The following is a 21,802-nucleotide window of genomic DNA, read 5'->3' on the forward strand; positions in this document are numbered from 1 at the left end:
GGACGAGCCAGAACCGGTTTTCGTTCCGGGCCTAAGTGCTTGCCATTGTGCAACGGCGGGCGGCATCCTGATCCTCGAGGACACGGTTGGACTGCTGTCCGGGAGAGGAGCCTGTCATGCCGATCACCATCACCGCGTTCGAACGGTCACCCGATGGCGGCAAGGGCCTGGCTCGCGATACGCGCGTCCGGTGGGCGCTGGAGGAAGTGCGCCAGCCTTACGACGTTCGCCTCGTTTCGTTCGCCGCGATGAAGGAGCCGGCGCACCTGGCGGTCCATCCGTTCGGGCAGATCCCGACCTATGAGGAGGGCGATCTGGCGCTGTTCGAGACGGGTGCGATCGTACTTCACATCGGGACGCGCTTCACCGGCCTGCTGCCCGAAGACGCAGACGCCCGCGCTCGCGCGATCAGCTGGATGTTCGCTGCGGTCAATACGATCGAGCCGCCGATCCTCGAACTGGCGACCGCCAAGCTAATGGAAGGAGACAAACCGTGGGCGGCGCAGCGGCTGCCGCTGGTGCAGGATCGCATTCGCGCGCGCCTCCAGCAGCTGTCGGATCGCCTTGCCGATAGCGACTGGCTCGACGGGGAGTTCAGCGCGGGCGATCTGATGATGGCGTCGGTGCTGCTCAGGCTGCGGATGTCGGGGCTGCTGGACGAGTACCCCAGCCTTGCCGCCTATGTCGCTCGCGGCGAGGCACGGCCGGCCTACAAGCGGGCGTTCGAAGCTCAGCTCGCGATCAACAACCCACCGCCCGGCTAAGCCCTAGCCCCTGGCGAAACCCTGAAGCCGCTCGCCGATAATCGCTTCCGCCTCGGTCATGATACGATCGATCAGCGCCCTGACCGTCGGGATATCGTGGATCAGCCCGGCGACCATGCCGCAGCTCCACGCGCCGGCGTCCATATCGCCCTGCTGCATGATGCGTGGATAGACGCCCGCGACTTCGGGCAGGATATCCTCGAACTTGATCGCGCTGCCGAGATCGCGCTCCTTGGCGAGCAGGCGTTCGACACCGGCGTTGGTCAGCACGCGCTCGGTGTTGCGCAGCGGGCGCATGATCAGCCGGGTGTCGAGTTCGCTGGCGGCGACGATCGCGTCCTTGACGTGCTGGTGGACCGGCGCCTCGACGGTAGCGATGAAGCGCGTCCCCATGTTGATGCCCTCCGCGCCCATCGCCAGCGCGGCGACCAGGCTGCGACCGTCGGCCATGCCGCCCGAGGCGACGAACGGAATCTTGAGCTCGTCGGCGGCGCGCGGCAGCAGGATCATGTTGGGGATGTCGTCCTCGCCCGGGTGCCCGCCGCACTCGAAGCCATCGACGCTGACCGCATCGCAGCCGATCGCCTCGGCCTTGAGCGCATGGCGGACCGCGGTGCATTTGTGGATGACGCGGACGCCATTCTCCTTGAGCACCGGCAGCCACTTCGCCGGGTTATTGCCGGCGGTCTCGACCAGCTTGACGCCGCCCTCGATGATCGCGCGGATATAGCCGGGATAGTCGGGCTGCGTGGTGGCGGGCAGGAAGGTCAGGTTCACGCCGAACGGCTTGTCGGTCATTTCCCGGCAGCGCGCGATCTCGACCGCCAGCAGTTCAGGCGTGCGCTGGGTCAGGCCGGTGATGATGCCCAGCCCGCCGGCGTTGGACACCGCCGACGCAAGCTCCGCGAAGCCGACAAAATGCATGCCGCCCTGGATGATCGGATGCTCGATGCCGCAGAGTTCAGTGATGCGTGTTTTCATGACGGGCAATCTGAACGGCAGTCGTGCAATTTGCAAACCGGGGCGACGTCGCGGAAGATACGGTCCTGAAGGCCTGGGGGAAGCGTATTAATTCCCGCCGACAGCAATGCCGAAAAGTGTCACGTAACGGCGCTCGCCCCAGATCAAGCCGTGGCTCTTGCCAGCGCCCGGGTCTCGCGCTCGACGGTAATCGCGAACGATGGCCGCGCGAGGATCGCTGCGGTGTAGCTGGCGACCTTGGGATGGCGCGACGGGTCGATCGTCAGGCCCAGGTGCTGGAAGTTCGCGAACGGGCTGGCGACGGCGAGATCGGCGATAGTGAGCCGGTCGCCGACGAGGAAATCGCTGTCGGGGATCTGGGTCTCCAGATAGTCGAGGATCGGTGGCAACTCCTCGTTCTCGGCCTTGTCCGCCATCGCCAGGTCGCCGGCACGCTTGAGGAAGATCGGCGAGACGATGCGGTTGAAGAACATCTTGCCTCCACAGGTGCAGACGATGGTGTCGGCAAACTCGTCGAACCAGATCGCCTTGCCGCGCAGCTTGGCATCGGTCGGCACCAGCTCGGGCGTCGGATGCAGCGCCTCGAGGTACAGGCAGATCGCGGTGGAATCCGCCAGGGTGAAGTCGCCGTCGCGCATCGCGGGCATCTTGCCGAACGGACTGGCTTCGCGGAACGCCGGGTCCGACGAGCCGAGGGTCGCCTGGACCAGCTCGAACTCGACCTGCTTCTCGGCAGCGAACGCCATCGTCTTGCGCACGAATGGCGACATGCTGCTGCCATAGATGATCATCGTGGCTCTCCCCTGCTTCCGGCCTGCCGTCGTCGACCGGACTACGCCTGCCCCGCCTTGGCACGTTCCTCGGCGACGAGTTCCTTGCGGCTGAGCTTTCCTATCATGGTCTTGGGCAGGCTGTCGCGGACCTCGACGGCGACGGCGCGCTCGTGCTTGCCGATGTTGCCGTTCAGGAAGGCGAGCAGGGTCTCGCCGGTTGCCTGCGCGCCGTCGACCAGGGTCACAAAGGCCTTGGGACGCTCGCCTAGGCGCAGGTCGGGGATGCCGATGACCAGGGCTTCACGCACTGCGGGGTCGCGGTACAGCATGTCCTCCAGCACCGAGGGGAAGACCTTGAAGCCGCCGACGACGATCATGTCCTTCAGCCGGTCGACGATCGAGATATAGCCGTCGGCGTCGATCGTCCCGACATCGCCGGTACGCAACCAGCGCTTGCCGTCATGCTCGATGAAGACGTTGGCGCTCTCCTCGGGGCGATTGTGATAGCCGATCATGATCTGCGGTCCGGCGACGGTAATCTCGCCGGGTTCGCCATCGGGCGCGGGCTTGCCAGGGTCGTCCTTGTCGACCAGTCGGATGTCGGTCTGTGGCAGCGGCTGGCCGATGGTGCCGGATTTGTTGAGGCCGGCGTAGGGGTTGGTCGAGACGACGCCCGAGCTTTCGGTCAGACCATAGCCCTCGCAGACGACGGCGCCGCTGCGCTTCTCGAAAGCGGTCTTGAGCTCCAGCGGCATCGGTGCGCCACCGGAGATGCACATGCGCAGGCTCGACAGGTCGACGCCCTCCAGCCCCGGTGCTTCGAGCAGCGCGCGGTACATCGTCGGCACGCCAGGGATGGCGGTGATGCGGTGCCGGGGAATGGCCTTGAGCACGGCGGCGATCTCGAAGCGTGGCAGCATGACGATCTGCCCACCGCGCAGGATGGTGCGGTTGAGCACGCAGGTGTTGGCGAAGACGTGGAAGAACGGCAGCGCGCCGAGGATCCGGTCGGGCGCATCCGGCTCCGGATCGATGGCGTCGACCTGCGCTGCGTTGATGCTGAGGTTGGCGTGGGTCAGTTCCGCACCCTTGGGGGTGCCGGTGGTGCCGCCGGTATATTGCAGCAGGGCGACATCGCTCGGGTCGATCACCGGCGGATCGACGATCGGTGACGCTGCGAGCAGCCGGGCAAACGGCACATGGGCGGCGTCGGCAGAAATGGCGGCACGGTCGGCGCGCTTGAACAGACGGTAGGCCAGGCCCTTCAGTGGCGGCAGCACCTCGGGAAGATTGCCGATGATCAGGCGGTCCAGCCCGCTGCCGAGGCACGGCTTGATCGTGTCGTAGAGTTGCGCAACGTCGAGCGTCACCATCGTCCGCGTGCCGCTGTCGGCGACCTGTGCCGTCAACTCCTCGGTCGTGTAGAGCGGCGAGAAGTTTGCGACCCGCGCGCCGGCCAGCATCGCCCCGTAATAGGCAAAGACGTAGTGCGGGCAGTTAGGCAGGAACAGCCCGACCGTATCGCCTCGCCCGACCCCCAGCGCAGCGAACCCCGCGGCGGTCCGGCGCACGGCATCATGCACCTGCGCATAGGTCCAGTTACGACCGAGAAACTCGAGGCAGGGCGCGTCCGGGGTGCGTGCGGCGCTGCGGGCCAACAGGTCCGGAACGGCGCGTGGCTGCAATGTGGTCGCCCATGGGACGGGATGATTATAGCTTTGCGACCAACGGCTCATGCCTCACGTCTAGCGGGTGGCGGACTGCTATGCGAGGGCCGGCGTCAGCGCGCGTCCTTCTCGACCACGCCGCCCTTGATCACCACCGCGACATGCTGCAGCAGCTTGACGTCGGTCAGCGGATCACCCGCGACCGCGATCATGTCGCCATACCGCCCCGCCGCGATCGCGCCCACGTCCTTCGATCGCCCAAGCGCCTCACCGGCGTTGAGCGTCGCTGCCTGGATCGCCTGCAGAGGCGTCATGCCCCATTCGACCATGGTCGCGAACTGCAGAGCATTGGTGCCGTGCGGATAGACGCCCGCGTCGGTGCCGAAGACCATCTTCACGCCCGACTTGACCGCCCGGCGGAAAGTCTCGCGCTGCGCCCGGCCGATGGCTTTCTCCTTGTCGAGCGATTCCTGGAAGACGCCGTTCTTGGTGCCTTGCGCGAGGATGTAGTCGTCGTCGTAAATGTCCATCGAGAACCAGCTGCCGTTCTTCTTCGCCAGTGCGAAGCTCTCGTCGTCCGCGAGGCTGGCGTGTTCGATGGTGTCGGTGCCGGCGCGCAAGGCGGTGTTGATCCCGGCCGTGCCATGAGCGTGAACGGCGACACGCATCCCCAGCATGTGCGCCTCCGAGACGAGCACGTTCATCTCCTCCTGCGTATATTGCTGGCCGCCGACACTGTCGGTCTTGGAGAAGACGCCGCCCGTGCCGCAGAACTTGATGACCTCGGCACCATATTTACGCAGCTTTCGGACCGTCGCACGGATTGCCTCGACGCCGTTGGCGACGGCGGGCGTGTCGACGTTGATGTTGGGCGGATACTCCGTCGTATCGCAATGCCCTCCGGTCGCGCCCATGGCATAGGTCGCCGGCACGATGCGCGGACCCGCGACATAACCGGCCTCGATCGCCTGCTTCAGGCCGACGTCGTCATAATTGCTACTGCCGACGTTGCGCACCGTGGTGAAGCCCGCCTGCAGGGTCGATTTGGCGTTGGCGACGCCGATCACGGTCCAGAACGCCGGCGTGTAATCGAGCACGCGGTACCCGCCGATCGTCGGGTCACTGGTCAGGTGGACATGCATGTCGATCAGCCCGGGCAGCAAGGTCAGCGAGCTCAGGTCGAGGCGCCGTGCTCCCGCCGGGACCGAGACGCTGGACGTCGGGCCCGCCGCGACGATGCGCCCGTCGGTGACGATCACCATCGGCGAGGCGACCATCTTTCCGGTTACGACATCGAGCATCCGCGCCGCACTGATCGCGACCGTTTCGGCGCTGGCGGTCGAGCCGATCAGGCCGGCCATCGTGGCGGCCAGCAGGACAATTCTCATAATAGCACGACCCCGTAACGGAACTAACGATGCTGCCTACCATTAACTTTAGTGCAACCGCCGGTTTGCGGCCGTCGTATCTTGGCCAACTCAGCGTACAAGGTTTTCCATGGGTCGCAACGGCAACGGCGTAAACCGGCACAGCGTAAGCGTCGGCACGATTTATCCGCTGATTGCGGACGCGGTTGCGACGCTATTGTCGAGCGCGGGCTATCTGATCACCTCGCGCCATACATCGGGCGCGGAGATGCGCGACTCGCTCCTGCGCGACCGGCCGACCATGGCGATCATCGATTTCGAGGATGACGGTTCGTCGTCGCTCGACCTGTTGCGCCACCTGCGACATGCGCAGTCGCCGACGCGGGCCATCCTTTTCGTACCCTGCCTCGACGGCGTCTTGCCGATCGATGCCGTCGAACTCGGCGTCGATGGGCTCCTGCTCAGGTCGGCGTCCGCCGACAGCGTCATGCACTGCGTCGCGACTGTCGCCGATGGCGGGCAATGGCTCGATCCACGCGCCATGAAAGCGGCGTATGACCGGATGAGCCAGCGTCACACGCCCGTCGTCGATCCGCTGACGCGGCGCGAGCGCGATGTCGCACGGCTGGTGGCAACCGGCCAGCGCAACCGCGTGATCGCCACCCAGCTCGGCATTTCGGAGGGCACGGTGAAGATGCACCTGCACAACGTCTATTCGAAGCTGGGGCTGGAGAGCCGCACGCAACTCGCCATGGACGTTCGCCTGCGCGAGAACGTCTGAGCCTCCCCGGGCGACGCCGATCGAACGGTTCGCAATCCCGGGCGTTGAAGCCGGGGTGATCGCTGACGACAGGACATTGCGAGGACGGCTGGTTGCAGCGCTGGCCGCGGTCGGGCTGCAACTGCTGATCGGCTGGATGCTGATTTCAGGTCTCGCCGCCGACTTCACCCAAAAGGTCGTCGATACCATCGCGGTGTTCGAAGTAGCACCCGAGCCACCGCCGCCGCCCGAGAAGATCGTGCCCAAGCGGGTGCGCCAGGTGCGACCTGCGGGGCGGGCATCCGCTGCCAATTTGAAGGCCAAGGCTGCGCCGATCGTGGCGCCGCCTGTCGTTATCCCCCCGGCAAAGCCGCCACCCGTCGCCGCGGCGCTGCTGCCCGGTATCGACAGCGACGCGGACGCGGGCGCTGCAACGACGCCGGGCCCAGGCAGCGGCGCCGGCGGCGCGGGCACCGGCACCGGCAGTGGCGCGGCCGGCGACGGAGATGGCGGCGGTACGCCGTCCCGCTGGATCGGCGGCCGGATCAGGGAGTCCGATTATCCGCGCGCTGCCTTTGCCGCGCGCGCCGAAGGCACTGTCTACGTACGCTTTATCGTCGGCGTTGGCGGACGCATCACCGACTGCAAGGTGACGCGCTCGAGCGGCAACGAGGATCTCGACATCGGCACCTGTGCGCTGATGAAGCAGCGCCTGCGCTACCGGGCCGCGCGCGATGCGTTCGGCAAGAAGGTCCCTGAGGTCTGGACAGGCGAGCACAGCTGGGAACTGACACCCGGCGTCGACCCGGCCGAGCGATAGAAGCTAGGCAGCGCCGAGGAGCACCCCGGAGATGCCGCGGAGACGCTCCACCCTGCCCTTCAACTCGGTGTCGATGTTGAAGTCGCGGCCAAGGTTGAGGTTGGCGACCCGGCCTCCGGGCAAGGCGATCCGTGCCAGCACCTCGCCGCGCCCGCCCCGCGCCTTCTCCAGCAACTGCGCCAGTGCGCCGGCGTGGCCCGCCGCCATGTCGATGGTCAGGCGGCAGCGCGTTCGCCGCGCCATGTCGGCAAGTCCGGTCAGGCCGCGGATGGTGACGCGCGGCGCATCCTCGCCGGGGCGGTACAGCAGTTCGCCCTGGATCAGCACGGGCTGCCCGACCTCGACCGCGGCCTCGATCAGTACCTGCGCTTCCTCGTCGAAACAGCTGGCGACATATTGCCCGCTGGCATCGCTCATGGTGATCAGCAGGTAGCGATTGCCCGTGCCGTTCTGCGGCGTGCGCCAGCGGACCTCCTCGATCAGCCCTGCCATGACGACCCCGGCGCGGCCACCACCAGCCGGGGCTGCGGCGCCTGCGACTTCGGCCCAGGTCTTGGCGCCATTGGCTTCCAGGACATGCGCAAAGGCGTCGGCCGGATGGCCGGAGAAGTAGAAGCCGAAAGCCTCCTTTTCCTTGGCCATGCTTTCGGCGATCGACCAGCGCGCGGCGGGCGGCACCAGCATCGCGGTCGAACGCTCCGGGGCATCACCGAACATCGCGACCTGCGCGGACTCGCGGGCAGCGGCAGCGGCCTGGGCGGTGCCGAGCAGCGCCTCGGCGAGCATGTGCACCCCGGCCCGGTTGGCTTCGAGCCCGTCGAAGCTGCCGGCCGCGATCAGGCTTTCGACCTGCCGCTTGTTGAGCAGCTTGGGATCGACACGGTGGGCAAAGTCGGCGAGGCCGGTGAACCGCGCGCCCGCGCGACCTTCGACGACGGCAGCCATCGCCTTTTCGCCGACGCCCTTGAGGCCGGCGAGGGCGTAGCGAACAGCGTCGCCCTCGACCGCGAAGTCCGCATGCGATGCATTGATGCACGGCGGCAAGCATTTGACACCGCTGCGCCGCATGTCATCGACGAAAATCGCCAGCCGGTCGGTATTGGTGATGTCATAGGCCATCGAGGCCGTGAAGAACTCGACCGGATGATGGACCTTCAGCCAAGCGGTCTGATAGCTGAGCACGGCATAGGCAGCGGCGTGGCTCTTGTTGAAGCCGTAGTTGGCGAACTTGTTGACCAGCTCGAAGATGCGCCCGGCCTGCGCCTTGTCGACGCCGTTCGCCGCCGCACCTTCGGCAAAGCGGACCTTCTGCTCGTCCATCTCCTTCTGGATCTTCTTGCCCATCGCGCGGCGCAGCAGGTCGGCGTCACCGAGGCTATAGCCGGCCAGGATCTGGGCGATCTGCATGACCTGCTCCTGGTAGACGATGACCCCGTAGGTCTCGTTCAGGCAGGTCTCCAGGCTGGGGTGAAGGTAGTCGGGAACTTCGCGCCCGGCCTTGCGCGCCGCGAAGCTCGGGATGTTGTCCATCGGGCCCGGGCGGTACAAGGCGCCGAGCGCGACGATGTCGGCGAAACGGTCGGGCTTCACCAGCCCCAGCGCACGCCGCATGCCCTCGGACTCGAACTGGAACACGCCGACGGTGTCGCCGCGCGCGATCAGGGCGTAGGTGTCGGGATCGTCGAGCGGCAGCGTCGCGAGATCGAGCGTCACGCCGCGCGCCTTGAGCAGCTCGACGGCCCGCGCCAGCACGCTGAGCGTCTTCAAACCGAGGAAGTCGAACTTCACCAGCCCGGCCTTCTCGACGTACTTCATGTCGAACTGCGTGACCGGCATGTCGGAGCGCGGATCGCGGTACATCGGCACCAACTGCGCCAGCGGCCGGTCGCCGATGACGACGCCGGCGGCGTGGGTCGAGGCGTGGCGCGGCAGCCCTTCCAGCTTGAGCGCGATGTCGAACAGGCGCTCGACCTTCTCGTCGCGGCGGCGCTCGGCGATCAGCTCGGAAATACCGGGGAATTTGCGGCCGTCCTTGTCGGTGCCGACGCCGAGCGCGCGGGCCAGCGTCCAGGGGTCGGTCGGGTGGCTGGGGATCTGCTTGGCAATGCGGTCGATCTGGCCGTACGGCATCTGCAGGACGCGGCCGACGTCCTTGATGACGGCGCGGGCCTTCAGCCGTCCAAAGGTGATGATCTGGGCGACGCGGTCGCGGCCATAGCGCTGCTGGACGTAGCCGATGACCTCGTCGCGGCGGGTTTCGCAAAAGTCGATGTCGAAGTCGGGCATCGACACGCGCTCGGGGTTGAGGAAGCGCTCGAAAAGCAGGCCGTGGTAGATCGGATCAAGGTCGGTGATGGTCAGCGCCCAGGCGACCACCGAGCCGGCACCCGAGCCGCGGCCCGGCCCGACCGGGATGCCCTGCGCCTTGGCCCAGACGATGAAGTCGGCGACGATGATGAAATATGCCGAAAATCCCATGTCGGCAATGACTTGCGTCTCGTACTTCAGGCGCTTCTCGTAGACGCCGTCGTCGTCCGTTATGCCGAGTGTCTCGAGACGCGCCGCCAGCCCATCGCGCGCCTGTTGCGCCAGCGCGATCTTCTCCGCCTCCGGATCGCCCGCGATGCTGGGCAGGATCGGCGCGCGCGACGGCGCGCGGACAGCGCAGCGGCGCGCGACGGTCAGCGTGTTGGCCAGCGCCTCGGGCAGGTCGGCAAAGCGCTTGGCCATTTCAGCGGGCGACTTCAGCCAGCCATGCGGGTTGGAGCGGCGGCGGTCCTCCGCATCGACATAGGCGCTGTCCGCGATGCACAGCATGGCATCGTGCGCCGCATGAACGTCGGGTGTCGCGAAACGCACCGGGTTGGTCGCGACCAGCGGCAGGTCGCGCGCCTGCGCCAGCGCGATGAGCGCCGTCTCGGAGCGTGCCTCGATGGGATCGTCGGTACGGCTGATCTCGACATACAGCCGTCCGGGGAACGCCGCTTCGAGGGCGTTTGCATAGGCATCGGCGTCCTGGCCATCGGCGAGCAGGCGGGCCAGCGCACCCTCGGGCCCGGCGGTCAAGGCGATCAGACCGTCGGTACGGCCCTCCAGCGCGCCCAGGGTCAGCCGAGGTTCGTCGGCGAGTTCGCCGCCAAGGTGCGCCTCGCTGACCAGTGAGATCAGGTTCGAATATCCCGTCGCGTCCTGGGCCAGCAACACCAGCCAGTCGCTGACCGGCCGCTGCAGCACCGTGCGGGCGCCTGGGCGCTCGACTGCGACGCAGACGCCGATCACCGGCTGCACGCCCGCCTTTTCGCACGCGTCGGAAAACTCCATCGCCCCGAACATGTTGTTGCGGTCGGCGAGGACCACGGCTGGAAAACCCAGCTTGCGGCACGCCTTGGCGATATCGTCGGGACCCATCGCGCCTTCGAGCATCGAATAGGCGGACTGGAGTCGCAGGTGGACGAACGGTGCGTGCGGCATGGTGCGTATGTGGCAGTCGGACTCGGTCGCCCGCAAGGTCGGGGCGAACTTAGCTGTGGGTTACCGCATCCCGCCGAGTGCCATCATGCCCTGAGCGGCGCCGGTATCGGGCACGATCTCGCCGTTACGATCGCTGATCTCGTCCCAACGGGCGGCGATGTTCTCGGGCGTCATGTCGGCGTGGTCAACGTGAATGCCGCGGGTCAGCGTCACATAGGCGCGCTCGAAGCCCCCGGCGCCGGCGTTGACGATGGCGTTCGACGGGGCGTCGTTGCTGACCAGGAACAGCGCTGCCGGCATCACCGTCTCGGCGCCCATCTTCGCCAGCATCTCCGGCGGCATCAGATCCTCGGTCATGCGCGTGGCGGCGACCGGCGCGATGGTGTTGCAGCGGACGTTGTACTTGGCACCTTCGAGGCTCAGCGTCTTCATCAGGCCGACCAACCCGAGCTTTGCCGCGCCATAGTTCGCCTGGCCGAAATTACCGTACAGCCCGGAGGACGAGGTCGTCATCAGGATACGTCCGAAGGCCTGCTCGCGCATCGTCTCCCATACCGCCTTGGTGCAGGTGACCGAGCCCATCAGATGAACGTCGACGACCTGGCGGAAGTCGTCGAGGCTCATCTTGGCGAACGTCTTGTCGCGCAGGATGCCGGCATTGTTGATCAGGACGTCGATCCGGCCCCAGCGCTCCTTGACGAAGGCGACCATCTTCTCGACCGCGACCGCGTCGGTGACACTGGCGCCATTGGCCATCGCCTCGCCGCCCGCCGCGACGATCTCGTCGACCACCGCCTGCGCCGCCGACAACGAACTGCCCGAGCCATCGCGCGCGCCACCCAGGTCGTTGACCAGCACCTTGGCGCCGCGCTCCGCCAGCGCCAGCGCATAGGCGCGGCCGAGGCCGCCGCCGGCACCGGTGACGATGGCGACGCGATTGTCGAAGCGAATGGTCATGGATCGATCCCTGAAACTCTCGGGCGCAGCGTTTACGGGAGGCGGTGGCACCCCGGCAAGGGGCCGACTCAGTCCGCGACCAACTCGTCATAGGGCGGCAGGTTGATCTGCTTGCGACCGGCAGACGCATAGGCGTCCTCCAGTTCCTCTGCCGCCTGCTCATAGGCGAACAACAGTTCCTGGTCGTTGGGATTGGCGTCGACGCTGCCGCACATCGCGTCGAGGCGGCGGATCTCGCGCGCCACCGCCTGGATCGCCATGACCAGAGTATTGCCGCCGACTTCAGGCACTTGCTGCTCCGAACGGGCTCAACTGCGGGCTTGCCGGTACTGCGCGACGACAGCACTGCGCGCCAGATTGTCGAGGGCGCCCATCATCGCCGCCAGCGTCATCCGGGTTCGCGCCTCGATCCTGGAATGGCGCGCCATCACCGAATGTGTCGAGTTCCACTTCGCCTCGCGCCCGATGCTGATGACCAGCGACTCCGGGATCGAAGTCCCTTCCGGAATATGGAAATAACGCCAATTGGCATTGCCGAACCAGCCGGGCTTGTCCTGGACCGAGATACTGCCACCCGGGCTGATCTCGGGACCGTTCGCGCCGACCTCGACGATGACTTCGGCACGGCTCTTCTGTGTCTGTCCGAGCGAGTCGCGAACATCGCGATCGACGAAGCTGGGATAAAGCAGGCCACCAACGGGAGCGCCGTCGTTGACCAGCTCGCCAGCAAAGGTGCCGTTGCGGACAGCGCGAAACAAGTGACAGCGCGTCTCAGCCATTCGCCTGCCCTCCCCCGGACGGACGAAAGCTAGGGCAAGCCCCTGCCCCGGTCAAACCACGGCCTCAGCTCGCCAGCTTCAGCACCGGCGTATCCAGATCAAGTGCATAGCCTGCAGAACGTACCGTCCGGATCACGTCGGGCAGTGCGTCACCACCGTTGATCGCCTTGCGAAGCCGGCGGATGTGGACGTCGACGGTGCGCTGCTCGACATAGACGTCGCGGCCCCACACGGCGTCGAGCAACTGCTCGCGGCTGAAGACGCGGCCGGGATGCTCGAGGAAATGCCGCATCAGGCGAAATTCCGTCGGACCGAGGACGATCGGCTGCCCGTCACGGGTGACGCGGTGCGCGGAGGTGTCCATGACGATCCCCGCATAGTCCAGATTGCCGCCGGTCAGGGCCGGACGCAGGCGGCGCAGGACGGCGCGGACCCGCGCGATCAGCTCGCGCGGCGAGAACGGCTTGGTGACGTAATCATCGGCGCCGGTCTCCAGCCCGCGGATGCGGTCGGCTTCCTCGGCGCGGGCGGTCAACATGACGATCGGCAGGCTGGCAGTCGTCGGCGAGCGGCGCAGGCGGCGGCAGACCTCGATGCCCGACAGGTTGGCGATCATCCAGTCGAGGATGACGAGGTCGGGCTTGTCCTCCTCGGCCAGGACCAGCGCCTCCTCGCCATCGCCGGTCTGGACGACGGAAAAGCCTTCCTTCTCGAGGTTGTAGGTCATCAGTTCGACGAGGTTGGCGTCGTCCTCGACCAGCAGGATGCGGGGCTTCATCGGCTGAACTCCGTCAGTTGGCGGCAGGTGCAAAGTTCGACAGCGAGGTGTCGTCACCCCGCGGCCGCTCCGCGATATGCGTGCCGGTGGCGCTGTAGTGCACCATCTCGGCGACGTTGGTGGCGTGGTCGCCGATGCGCTCCAGGTTCTTCGCGATGAACAGCAGGTGCGCCGACGGCGTGATCGCCTGCGGATTTTCCATCATGAAGGTCAGCAGCGAGCGGAACAGGCTGGAATAAAGGTTATCGACCGTCGCATCGCGCTGGCACACCGCGAGCGCCTTGTCCGGATCGCGGTCGACGAACGCATCGAGCACGTCCTTGACCATCGAGGCGACGACACGCGCCATCTCTGGCACGATGACCATCGGTGCGATCGGGGCGCTCTGGGCCAGCACCGAGGCGCGCTTGGCGATGTTCTTGGCGTAGTCGCCGACCCGCTCCAGGACCGAGCTGATCTTCAAGGCGGCGACGATCTCGCGGAGGTCGCTGGCCATCGGCGCCCGCAACGCGATGATGCGGATCGCCAGCGCCTCGGCCTCGGTCTCCAGCGCGTCGATGCGGGCGTCGGTGGCGACGACGCTCAGCGCCGCATCGCTGTCACGACGCTGCAGCGCATCGACCGACGCGATGATCTGGCTTTCGCACAGGCCACCCATCTGCGCGATCAGCGAGCGCAGCTGGTGGATCTCGTTGTCATAGGATTTGACGGTATGCCCAGGCGACTGGTCGGCCACGATATTCTACTCCTCTTACCGGATCAGCCGTAGCGGCCGGTGATATAGTCCTTGGTGCGCTGCTCGTGCGGATTGGTGAAGATCGTCGACGTATCGCCGTACTCGACCATCGTGCCGAGGTGGAAGAACGCCGTCTTCTGGCTGACGCGCGCCGCCTGCTGCATGTTGTGCGTGACGATGACGATGGCGTAGCGACCGCGCAGGTCGTCGATCAGTTCCTCGATCCGCGCCGTGGCGATCGGGTCGAGCGCCGAGCATGGCTCGTCCATCAGGATGACTTCCGGATCGACCGCGATGGCACGGGCGATGCACAGCCGCTGCTGCTGGCCGCCCGACATGGCGGTGCCGCTGTCCTGCAGCCGGTCCTTGGCTTCTTCCCACAGGCCGGCGCGGCGCAGCGACTTCTCGACGATGATGTCGAGGTCCGCCTTGGCATTGGCGAGGCCGTGGATCTTGGGGCCATAGGCGACATTGTCATAGATCGACTTGGGGAACGGGTTAGGCTTCTGGAAGACCATGCCGACGCGGGCGCGCAGCTGCACGACGTCCATGCCGGACTTGTAGATGTCCTCGCCGTCGAGCTTGATCTCGCCCTCGACACGCGCCGAGGCGACGGTGTCGTTCATGCGGTTCATGCAGCGCAGGAAGGTCGACTTGCCGCAACCGGACGGGCCGATGAACGCGGTGACATTCTCCAGGCTGACGTCGATCGAAACGTCCTTCAGCGCCTGCTTGGCGCCGTAGAAGACGTTGACGTTGCGCGCCGTCATCTTGGTGGTCACCGCTTCGGCGGCAAGGCCGCGAACGACGGGGACATTCTGGGCGGCGAGGTTGGTCTGCATGTTCATTGGACTACCAGCGCCTCTCGAAGCGATTACGGAGATAGATGGCGACGCTGTTCATCAACATCAGGAAAATCAGCAGGACGATGATCGCAGTCGAGGTCTTCTCGACGAAGCCGCGCTGGACGTCGTCGGACCACAGGAAGACCTGGACCGGCAGCACCGTAGCCGGATTGCTCAGGCCCTGCGGCGTGTCGGTGACGAAGGCGCGCATGCCGATCAGCAGCAGCGGCGCGGTCTCGCCCAAGGCGCGGCTCATGCCGATGATCGTCCCGGTCAGGATGCCGGGCAGCGCCAGCGGCAGGACGTGCTGGAACACCACCTGGATCGGCGAGGCACCCACGCCGAGCGCTGCATCGCGAATCGACGGCGGCACCGCCTTGATCGCGACGCGCCCCGCAATGACGATGACCGGCAGCGTCATCAGCGCCAGCGTCAGTCCGCCGACGATGGGTGCCGAGCGCGGCATGTTGAAGAAGTTGAGGAACACCGCCAGCCCGAGCAGCCCGAAGATGATCGACGGCACGGCGGCAAGGTTGTTGATGCTGACCTCGATCAGGTCGGTCCAGCGGTTCTTCGGCGCAAATTCCTCGAGGTAGATCGCCGACAGGACGCCGACCGGGAACGACAGTCCGAGCGTCACCAGCAGGGTCAGCAGCGAGCCCTTGGTCGCCCCCCAGATCCCCGCCAGTTCGGGATCGTTGGAGTCGGCGGCCTTGAGGAAAGTCCAGTTGAAGCCGGTGCGAACCAGCCCACGCTTGTCGAGCGCGCGGTACTGCGCGACCTCGACATCGCTGACGCCGCGTGTCGTCTCGGGCTCGGCAAAGTCGTATTTGCCCTTGGCGATCTGGTCGAGCTTGCTCTTGACCGGAACCCAGATGGCGACGGTCTTGCCGAGCAGCGACGGGTCGGCGACGACCGCCTCGCGCAGCGCCAGCCAGCCGCCCTCGCTGACCATGTCGGCGCCCTGGCCGAGCCCGGCTGCCGATCGGACCATCAGGCCCTGGAAGTCGCCGGCCCGGATCGCCGCCTTGGCGTTCGGACCTCGCGCCGCCGTCGGGTCGATGCCAAGCGCCGCCGGGTCATAGGTCACGCTGAGCTTGACCTCGGTGGTCAGGAAGCCACTGCCGCCCTTCTGGATGACGGTCGCGACCAGGAACACCAGGAACGCTGCGGCCAGCACCAGCGCGAACAGGCCGGTATATTTGAAGATCGCCTCGCTGCGGTAGCGCGCCCGAATGCGCGCCGACATCTGCGGCGACGACCAGTGCGAGGCCGAGCTACTCATAAGCTTCCCGATAGCGCTTGACGACGGACAGCGCGTAAACATTGAGCAACAGCGTGATGACGAACAGCACCAGCCCCAGCGCGAAGGCGGACAGGGTCTTGGGGCTGTCGAACTCCTGGTCGCCGGTCAGCAGCTGGACGATCTGGGCGGTCACCGTGGTGACGCTGGCGAACGGATTGGCGGTCAGGTTGGCGGCGAGGCCGGCGGCCATGACGACGATCATGGTCTCGCCGATCGCCCGGCTGACGGCCAGCAGCACGCCGCCGACGATGCCGGGCAGCGCCGCCGGGACGAGCACGCGGCGGATGGTTTCGGAGGTCGTTGCGCCCATCGCCAGGCTGCCGTCGCGCATCGCGCCGGGCACTGCGGTCAGCGCATCGTCGGCCATCGAGGAAACGAACGGGATGATCATGACGCCCATCACGGCGCCGGCGGCCAGTGCGCTTTCCGAGGAGGCGCCGCCGATGCCGATCGACACCGCAAAGTCGCGGACGGCGGGGGCAACGGTCAGGGCGGCGAAGAACCCGTAGACCACGGTCGGCACGCCCGCGAGGATCTCCAGCAGCGGCTTGAGCATCCGGCGCAGGCGGGGCGCAGCATATTGTGTGAGGTAGATCGCCGTCATCAGCCCGAGCGGGATGGCGACGATCATCGCGATGATCGCCCCGATGAAGATCGTCCCCCAGAACAGCGGTACCGCGCCGAACGCGCCGGAGGATCCGACCTGGTCGGCTCGAAGTGCGGTCTGCGGCGACCAGACGGTGCCGGTCAGGAACTCGACGACGGAAACCTTGTCGAAGAAGCGAATGCTTTCGAACACCAGCGACAGCACGATGCCCAGCGTCGTCAGGATCGCGACCAGCGAAGCCAGCATCAGCACCCACATGACGCCGCGCTCGACGCTGTTCCGCGCGCGGAAGTCGGCCCGCAGCCGCGACAGCGCCCAGACAGCACCCAGCGCGACCAGCGCCGCGGCGATCCCGCCGACGATCATGTTGTAGCCGTTCCGGGTCTCGACATAGACCTTCGCCGCCGGGCCGGTGGCGGGATTGAAGCCCGCCTCCATCTCGCCGCTGGCGATGCCCTTGACCTCGCTCATGAAAGCCGAGCGATCGAGCGGCGTGACCGGGCGGTCGGCAGCCGCGACAGTCGAGATCACCTTGTCGCCGACGACGCCGTCACCGACGAACGACCAGGCCGCGACCAGCAGCAGTGCCGGCAGCAGCCCGGTCATCGCGACGAACGCGCCGTGATAGTTCGGGCGGGAATGAACCCGCCCGATGTCCCGGCCACCCCGTCCGGCTCCGGCAAACACTGCGCCCCGCGCCCGACCCGTCGTAAAGGCGACGAGGCCGAGCCCGAGTAGCAGGAAGACGATAACCGTCAGGGACACCGGTGTTGAGCTTACTTGATCGACGCGAGGTCGAGCAGCGTCGCCGACGTGGCAATCTGGGCGTTCTTGGTCCGCACGGCATCAGGCGATGCGACGAGGCCGCGACGAGCGAGATAGCCGCCCTTGCCCCAGGTAGTTTCCCTCGAATACTCGGCCAGGAACTCCTTCATGCCGCGGACCGCCTTCATGTGCTGCGCCTTGACGTAGACGTACAGCGGGCGCGAGGCCGGGTATTTGAAGCTGGCGATGTTGTCGTAGGTCGCCGGGACGCCCTGCAGCGGCACGTCCTTGATCTTGTCGCGGTTCTCTTCGAGGTAGCTGTAGCCGAAGATACCCAGTGCGTTCGGGTTGGCGGCCAGCTTCTGGACGATGAGGTTGTCGTTCTCGCCGGCTTCGACATAGGCGCCGTCTTCACGCAGCTTGGTGCAGACGTTGGCGTATTTGGCGGCGTCGGCTGCCTTCATGGCGACCACGGCCGGGCTTGTCTCGCAACCCTTGGTCATGATCAGCTCGCCGAAAGCGTCGCGAGTGCCCGACGTCGGCGGCGGCCCGAGAACTTCGATCTTGATCGCCGGAAGCTTCGCGTTGACGTCCTTCCAGGTCTTGGCGGTGTTCTTCTTGCCGAACGGCGTTGCCGCCAGCGCCTTGTAGATGTCGAGCTCGGACAGGCTCGGAATGGTGCCGGCGCGGCCCTCTGCCATGGCGATGCCGTCAAGGCCGACCTGGATCTCGATGATGCCGGTGACGCCGGCGGCGCGGCACTGCTTGATCTCGCTCGCCTTGATGCGGCGCGACGCATTGGCCATGTCGGGGAACTGCTCGCCGACACCGGAGCAGAACAGCTTGATGCCGCCGCCGGTGCCGGTGGATTCGACGATCGGTGCCTGGAACTGTGGGTTGGTGCGCTTGAACTGCTCTGCGACCGCGGTCGTGAACGGGTAGACCGTCGACGAACCGACGATGCGGATCTGGGTCCGAGCCTCGGCACCCGAAAGCCCGATCACGGAGCCGGCAACGGCCACTCCAGCTGCGAGCATGGCTTTAGTCAGCAAGACAATTCTCCTTGAGCCCCATCGGTACGGGCGACCCCATACGGCGATGGCACCGCGTAGCCGGGCTCAGTGAGATTTATATTACAGTTATGCTTCAGATTTGTGACGCGGGCGGCGGCAGCAATGCGGCGGGAAGCGTGAACGACACAGTGGTGCCTTCGCCCAGCCGGCTGGCGATCTCGAACTGCCCGCGGTGGCGCTCGACGATGTGCTTGACGATGGCGAGGCCAAGGCCGGTGCCGCCCATCTTGCGGGATCGGCTGGTGTCGACGCGGTAGAAGCGCTCGGTCAGGCGGGGCAAATGCTCCGGCGCGATACCGTCGCTCTTGTCGCTGACCGTCACCCGCACGCCACTGGGAATGGGCTCGGCCGCCAGGACGATCTCGGAGCCCGATCGCCCGTACTTCAGCGCGTTGGAGACGAGGTTGTGCAGCACTTGCAGGATCTGGTCGCGATCGGCGATGACGTTCGGCAGGTCGACGCCGGGATCGATGCGCAGGCGGCGCTCATCGGCCTCGAGGCGCATCGCCAAGGTCTTGGCGACATCTGCGAACAGAGGCGGCAGCGCCAGCGCGACCTGCGGCCTGACATATTTGTCGAGCTCGATACGCGACAGCGACAGCAGGTCGTCGATGAGGCGCGACATGCGCCCGGCCTCTCGCGACATGATATCGAGGAAACGTTCCCGGGCCGGGGCATCTTCGGCGGCAGGACCCTGCAGGGTTTCGATGAAGCCGGTCAGCGTCGCGAGCGGCGTCCGCAATTCGTGGCTGGCGTTGGCGACGAAATCGACGCGCATCCGCTCGGTCAGCCGCGTCTGCGTGATGTCGGAGAACGTCAGCAGCAGCTGCCCGCCATCGACCATGACGGCGCGGACGCGGAAGGCGCCGTTGTCGACGCCGAGGCTGGTCACCTCGCGCAGCATCGGCTCGGCACCCGCAAGGGCAAGGCGCGTCAGGTCGAGCACGGCTGGATGACGCAGCACGAGGCGGAGGTCTTCGGCGACGATGCGCGGGCCGAACAGGTCGCGGGCGGGCGCGTTGGCCGCGGCGACGCGCAGCCCGGTGTCGACCAGCAGGGCCGGATCGGCCAGTGCCTCGATGGTGACCCGGTCGGTCGGCACCGGGGCTTCCGGCTCCGGATTAGGCGCGCTGCGCCGGGCCCGCGCGAGTTTGAGAGCGATCCGCATTTTGCTCAGGTAGATCGCCAATATGACAATCGTGATGCACGCGATTGCCAACAAGGCGAGCAACAGCTTCATTTCGAGAGCGATGCCAGCGCGGGCAACAATTTGTCATAATGATCTATGACAAGGTCGGCGCCCAGGCCGGTCGCAGGACCGTCCGAAAAGCCGAAGGACACGGCGATGACCGGGATACCAGCCGCGCGAGCAGCGGCGACATCGACCGAGGTATCACCGACGAAGATGGCTTGATCCACGGGAATCCCGACGGCTTCTGCCGTCGCCACGACATGGCCGGGGTCAGGCTTGCGCGCCGGAACGCTGTCGGCCCCGAGGATTGCGTCGAAGCGCTGCTGCCAGCCGAGCGCCTCGATCAGTGCAACGCTGAGCGTGTACGGCTTGTTGGTGCAGATCGCGACACGGACGCCGGCCGCGGTGAGTTGGTCGAGGCTCGCTTCCACACCAGGAAAGACGACCGTGCCATCGGCGATATGGGCGGCGTAATAGGCGAGGAACAGCGGCAGGCCGCGATCCACGTCCTCCGAAGTCCCGCCCCCCGTATGAGCGAGACCGCGCTCGATCAGTACGCGGGCGCCGTGCCCGACGAGGTGGCGCACCGTCGCGAGATCGACCGCAGGCCGGCCGAGTTCGGCGAGCGTGTGGTTGAGCGCCCCGCAAAGATCCGGGGAACTGTCGACCAGCGTTCCGTCGAGGTCGAAGATGACGAGCTTGGGAAGTTTCATGCGCGCAAGGCTCGCGGGCGGCGCTGGAAAACGCAAGTGCGATATGGCAGGACTTTGACATGCCCGACACATTCCCACGTCCCGTTGCTGCAATCATCCTGGCGGCGGGCCAGGGCACGCGGATGAAGTCGACGCTGCACAAGGTCCTGCACCCATTGGCCGGCAGGCCGATGCTGCTCCACCTGCTCGCCAGCGTCGATGGACTGGCGCCTGCCGCCAAGGTGATCGTCGTCGGCGCCGGGCGCGAGCAGGTCGAGGCCGCCGTGATCCGGTCCGGGGCAGGCGTCGTCGTGCAACAGCCGCAGCTGGGCACCGCCCATGCCGTTCAGCAGGCCGAGAGCGCCCTTGCCGGCTTCGATGGCGACATCCTCATCCTCTACGGCGACGTGCCGCTGGTGGAGACCGCGACGATGCGTCGGATGCTCGACGCGCTCACCGGCGATGTCGGTGCCGTCGTCCTGGGGTTCCGTCCTGTCGATCCAGCAGCTTACGGTCGCATCCTCGCGCACGACGGGATCATCGAGCGGATGGTCGAATACAAGGATGCGAGCGAGGCCGAGCGCGCCGTGACGCTGTGCAACTCCGGATTGCTGGCGATCCGCGCCGCCGATCTGTGGCCGTTGCTGGCGCGCGTCGGTAACGACAATGCGGCCGGCGAATATTATCTTCCCGATATCGTCGGACTGGCGAGCAGCGCGTCGCGGGTCATCGAGACAGACGCTGCCGAGGTCGCGGGGATCAACTCGCGCGCTGAATTGGCTGCGGTCGAGGGCGCGTGGCAGGCCCGGCGTCGCGCCGCGATGATGACTGCCGGCGTGTCGCTGATCGCTCCCGAAACCGTATGGTTCTCGTATGATACGACGATCGCCTCCGACGTCAGCATAGAGCCGAATGTGTGGTTCGGCCCCGGGGTCAGCGTCGCGACCGGAGCGCGGATCAGGGCGAACTGTCATATCGAGGGCGCCGTGATCGGCGAAAAGGTCGAGGTCGGTCCGTTCGCGCGATTGCGTCCCGGCACTGTTCTCGACGCCAGGTCGAAGGTTGGCAATTTCGTCGAGATCAAGAACGCCCACCTCGACGTCCGGGCGAAGGTGAACCACCTGAGCTACATCGGAGATGCCGAGATCGGTGCCGACACCAACATCGGTGCTGGAACGATCACCTGCAACTACGACGGGTTCTTCAAGTATCGCACGAACATCGGAGCGGGCGCATTCATCGGTTCGAACAGCGCATTGGTGGCGCCGGTTACCATCGGCGCGGGAGCGATCGTCGCCGCCGGGACAGTGCTGACGTCGGATGTCGAGCCCGACGCGTTGGCCTTGGCGCGACCGCAGGCGACCCGCAAGCCGGGTTGGGCAGCGCGCTTCCGCTCGGCAATGATCGCGCGCAAGACCAGCTGACTTCCGTTCGGCAATGAAACGACTTATGCGCCGGCTACGGATGAC

Annotated in this window: 20 protein-coding genes; 4 read left to right on the plus strand and 16 right to left on the minus strand. The window is 66.4% G+C overall.

The features are described 5' to 3' along the window. The first annotated feature begins 116 nt into the window (after nucleotides 1-116). The gene (locus ACOFKW_RS14440; RefSeq protein WP_419814830.1) at nucleotides 117-764 is read left to right on the plus strand and encodes a glutathione S-transferase family protein; all 648 of its coding nucleotides are present in this window, start codon (nucleotides 117-119) and stop codon (nucleotides 762-764) included. A 3-nt stretch (nucleotides 765-767) separates the two neighbouring features. Here ACOFKW_RS14440 and ACOFKW_RS14445 read toward each other — a convergent pair whose 3' ends face one another. The 4 genes from ACOFKW_RS14445 to ACOFKW_RS14460 form a co-directional block, all read right to left on the minus strand. After that, nucleotides 768-1,745 (minus strand): NAD(P)H-dependent flavin oxidoreductase, encoded by a 978-nt coding sequence (locus ACOFKW_RS14445; protein ID WP_419814831.1) that lies wholly within the window; start codon nucleotides 1,743-1,745, stop codon nucleotides 768-770. Nucleotides 1,746-1,888: 143 nt separating this feature from the next. Then, the gene (locus ACOFKW_RS14450) at nucleotides 1,889-2,536 is read right to left on the minus strand and encodes a glutathione S-transferase family protein (RefSeq protein WP_419814832.1); all 648 of its coding nucleotides are present in this window, start codon (nucleotides 2,534-2,536) and stop codon (nucleotides 1,889-1,891) included. Between the two features lie 41 nt (nucleotides 2,537-2,577). Beyond that, the gene (locus ACOFKW_RS14455; protein ID WP_419814833.1) at nucleotides 2,578-4,254 is read right to left on the minus strand and encodes a long-chain-fatty-acid--CoA ligase; all 1,677 of its coding nucleotides are present in this window, start codon (nucleotides 4,252-4,254) and stop codon (nucleotides 2,578-2,580) included. A gap of 44 nt (nucleotides 4,255-4,298) precedes the next feature. After that, complete coding sequence (locus ACOFKW_RS14460; protein WP_419814834.1) at nucleotides 4,299-5,573, minus strand: amidohydrolase family protein; 1,275 nt, start codon at nucleotides 5,571-5,573, stop codon at nucleotides 4,299-4,301. A gap of 247 nt (nucleotides 5,574-5,820) precedes the next feature. Between ACOFKW_RS14460 and ACOFKW_RS14465 the strand changes: the two genes are divergently transcribed. Further along, complete coding sequence (locus ACOFKW_RS14465; protein ID WP_419814835.1) at nucleotides 5,821-6,333, plus strand: LuxR C-terminal-related transcriptional regulator; 513 nt, start codon at nucleotides 5,821-5,823, stop codon at nucleotides 6,331-6,333. A 55-nt stretch (nucleotides 6,334-6,388) separates the two neighbouring features. Further along, nucleotides 6,389-7,132: a TonB family protein gene (locus tag ACOFKW_RS14470; protein WP_419814836.1), complete on the plus strand. Its 744-nt coding sequence runs from the start codon at nucleotides 6,389-6,391 to the stop codon at nucleotides 7,130-7,132. A gap of 3 nt (nucleotides 7,133-7,135) precedes the next feature. On the opposite strand, the gene dnaE is transcribed toward ACOFKW_RS14470, so the two are convergent. The 12 genes from dnaE to gph form a co-directional block, all read right to left on the minus strand. Beyond that, nucleotides 7,136-10,603 carry a DNA polymerase III subunit alpha gene (gene dnaE, locus ACOFKW_RS14475; RefSeq protein ID WP_419814837.1) on the minus strand — a complete coding sequence of 1,156 codons (3,468 nt, stop codon included), beginning with the start codon at nucleotides 10,601-10,603 and terminating at the stop codon, nucleotides 7,136-7,138. 60 nt (nucleotides 10,604-10,663) lie between these two features. After that, the gene (locus ACOFKW_RS14480; RefSeq protein WP_419814838.1) at nucleotides 10,664-11,560 is read right to left on the minus strand and encodes an SDR family NAD(P)-dependent oxidoreductase; all 897 of its coding nucleotides are present in this window, start codon (nucleotides 11,558-11,560) and stop codon (nucleotides 10,664-10,666) included. A gap of 68 nt (nucleotides 11,561-11,628) precedes the next feature. Further along, the gene (locus tag ACOFKW_RS14485; protein ID WP_419814839.1) at nucleotides 11,629-11,850 is read right to left on the minus strand and encodes a hypothetical protein; all 222 of its coding nucleotides are present in this window, start codon (nucleotides 11,848-11,850) and stop codon (nucleotides 11,629-11,631) included. An 18-nt stretch (nucleotides 11,851-11,868) separates the two neighbouring features. Further along, a complete protein-coding gene (locus ACOFKW_RS14490) occupies nucleotides 11,869-12,339 on the minus strand; it encodes a hypothetical protein (RefSeq protein WP_419814840.1) in 471 nt (156 codons plus the stop codon). A 64-nt stretch (nucleotides 12,340-12,403) separates the two neighbouring features. Next, entirely contained in the window at nucleotides 12,404-13,117 is a 714-nt protein-coding gene (gene phoB / locus ACOFKW_RS14495; protein ID WP_419814841.1) for a phosphate regulon transcriptional regulator PhoB, read from the minus strand. A gap of 13 nt (nucleotides 13,118-13,130) precedes the next feature. Further along, entirely contained in the window at nucleotides 13,131-13,853 is a 723-nt protein-coding gene (gene phoU, locus ACOFKW_RS14500) for a phosphate signaling complex protein PhoU (protein ID WP_419814842.1), read from the minus strand. Between the two features lie 23 nt (nucleotides 13,854-13,876). Continuing rightward, on the minus strand, nucleotides 13,877-14,623 hold the full coding sequence (gene pstB, locus ACOFKW_RS14505) for a phosphate ABC transporter ATP-binding protein PstB (protein WP_419816962.1): 747 nt from the start codon (nucleotides 14,621-14,623) through the stop codon (nucleotides 13,877-13,879). Nucleotides 14,624-14,705: 82 nt separating this feature from the next. After that, entirely contained in the window at nucleotides 14,706-15,983 is a 1,278-nt protein-coding gene (pstA, locus tag ACOFKW_RS14510; protein ID WP_419814843.1) for a phosphate ABC transporter permease PstA, read from the minus strand. Further along, the gene (gene pstC, locus ACOFKW_RS14515; RefSeq protein ID WP_419814844.1) at nucleotides 15,976-17,376 is read right to left on the minus strand and encodes a phosphate ABC transporter permease subunit PstC; all 1,401 of its coding nucleotides are present in this window, start codon (nucleotides 17,374-17,376) and stop codon (nucleotides 15,976-15,978) included. The genes pstA and pstC overlap by 8 nt, the downstream gene beginning before the upstream one ends. 11 nt (nucleotides 17,377-17,387) lie before the next feature. Further along, on the minus strand, nucleotides 17,388-18,413 hold the full coding sequence (locus ACOFKW_RS14520; protein ID WP_419816963.1) for a substrate-binding domain-containing protein: 1,026 nt from the start codon (nucleotides 18,411-18,413) through the stop codon (nucleotides 17,388-17,390). Nucleotides 18,414-18,522: 109 nt separating this feature from the next. Continuing rightward, on the minus strand, nucleotides 18,523-19,617 hold the full coding sequence (locus ACOFKW_RS14525; protein WP_419814845.1) for an ATP-binding protein: 1,095 nt from the start codon (nucleotides 19,615-19,617) through the stop codon (nucleotides 18,523-18,525). Nucleotides 19,618-19,685: 68 nt separating this feature from the next. Continuing rightward, nucleotides 19,686-20,354: a phosphoglycolate phosphatase gene (gene gph, locus ACOFKW_RS14530; RefSeq protein WP_419814846.1), complete on the minus strand. Its 669-nt coding sequence runs from the start codon at nucleotides 20,352-20,354 to the stop codon at nucleotides 19,686-19,688. 59 nt (nucleotides 20,355-20,413) lie between these two features. Here gph and glmU point away from each other — a divergent pair, with 59 nt between their 5' ends. Next, a complete protein-coding gene (glmU, locus tag ACOFKW_RS14535; protein ID WP_419814847.1) occupies nucleotides 20,414-21,757 on the plus strand; it encodes a bifunctional UDP-N-acetylglucosamine diphosphorylase/glucosamine-1-phosphate N-acetyltransferase GlmU in 1,344 nt (447 codons plus the stop codon). The last annotated feature ends 45 nt before the right edge of the window (nucleotides 21,758-21,802 follow it).

This window comes from Glacieibacterium sp. (assembly GCF_965200405.1).
Taxonomy (GTDB): Bacteria; Pseudomonadota; Alphaproteobacteria; order Sphingomonadales; family Sphingomonadaceae; genus Glacieibacterium.

Bases quoted from the DNA above. Each gene is read 5' to 3' on its own strand.
- ACOFKW_RS14480 (WP_419814838.1), bottom strand. From the start codon at position 11,560: ATGACCATTCGCTTCGACAATCGCGTCGCCATCGTCACCGGTGCCGGC.
- phoB (WP_419814841.1), bottom strand. From the start codon at position 13,117: ATGAAGCCCCGCATCCTGCTGGTCGAGGACGACGCCAACCTCGTCGAA.
- ACOFKW_RS14455 (WP_419814833.1), bottom strand. From the start codon at position 4,254: ATGAGCCGTTGGTCGCAAAGCTATAATCATCCCGTCCCATGGGCGACC.
- ACOFKW_RS14520 (WP_419816963.1), bottom strand. From the start codon at position 18,413: ATGCTCGCAGCTGGAGTGGCCGTTGCCGGCTCCGTGATCGGGCTTTCG.
- ACOFKW_RS14525 (WP_419814845.1), bottom strand. From the start codon at position 19,617: ATGCGGATCGCTCTCAAACTCGCGCGGGCCCGGCGCAGCGCGCCTAAT.
- ACOFKW_RS14460 (WP_419814834.1), bottom strand. From the start codon at position 5,573: ATGAGAATTGTCCTGCTGGCCGCCACGATGGCCGGCCTGATCGGCTCG.
- ACOFKW_RS14465 (WP_419814835.1), top strand. From the start codon at position 5,821: ATGCGCGACTCGCTCCTGCGCGACCGGCCGACCATGGCGATCATCGAT.
- gph (WP_419814846.1), bottom strand. From the start codon at position 20,354: ATGAAACTTCCCAAGCTCGTCATCTTCGACCTCGACGGAACGCTGGTC.
- pstB (WP_419816962.1), bottom strand. From the start codon at position 14,623: ATGACGGCGCGCAACGTCAACGTCTTCTACGGCGCCAAGCAGGCGCTG.
- pstA (WP_419814843.1), bottom strand. From the start codon at position 15,983: ATGAGTAGCTCGGCCTCGCACTGGTCGTCGCCGCAGATGTCGGCGCGC.
- ACOFKW_RS14450 (WP_419814832.1), bottom strand. From the start codon at position 2,536: ATGATCATCTATGGCAGCAGCATGTCGCCATTCGTGCGCAAGACGATG.
- dnaE (WP_419814837.1), bottom strand. From the start codon at position 10,603: ATGCCGCACGCACCGTTCGTCCACCTGCGACTCCAGTCCGCCTATTCG.
- glmU (WP_419814847.1), top strand. From the start codon at position 20,414: ATGCCCGACACATTCCCACGTCCCGTTGCTGCAATCATCCTGGCGGCG.
- ACOFKW_RS14440 (WP_419814830.1), top strand. From the start codon at position 117: ATGCCGATCACCATCACCGCGTTCGAACGGTCACCCGATGGCGGCAAG.
- ACOFKW_RS14445 (WP_419814831.1), bottom strand. From the start codon at position 1,745: ATGAAAACACGCATCACTGAACTCTGCGGCATCGAGCATCCGATCATC.
- ACOFKW_RS14490 (WP_419814840.1), bottom strand. From the start codon at position 12,339: ATGGCTGAGACGCGCTGTCACTTGTTTCGCGCTGTCCGCAACGGCACC.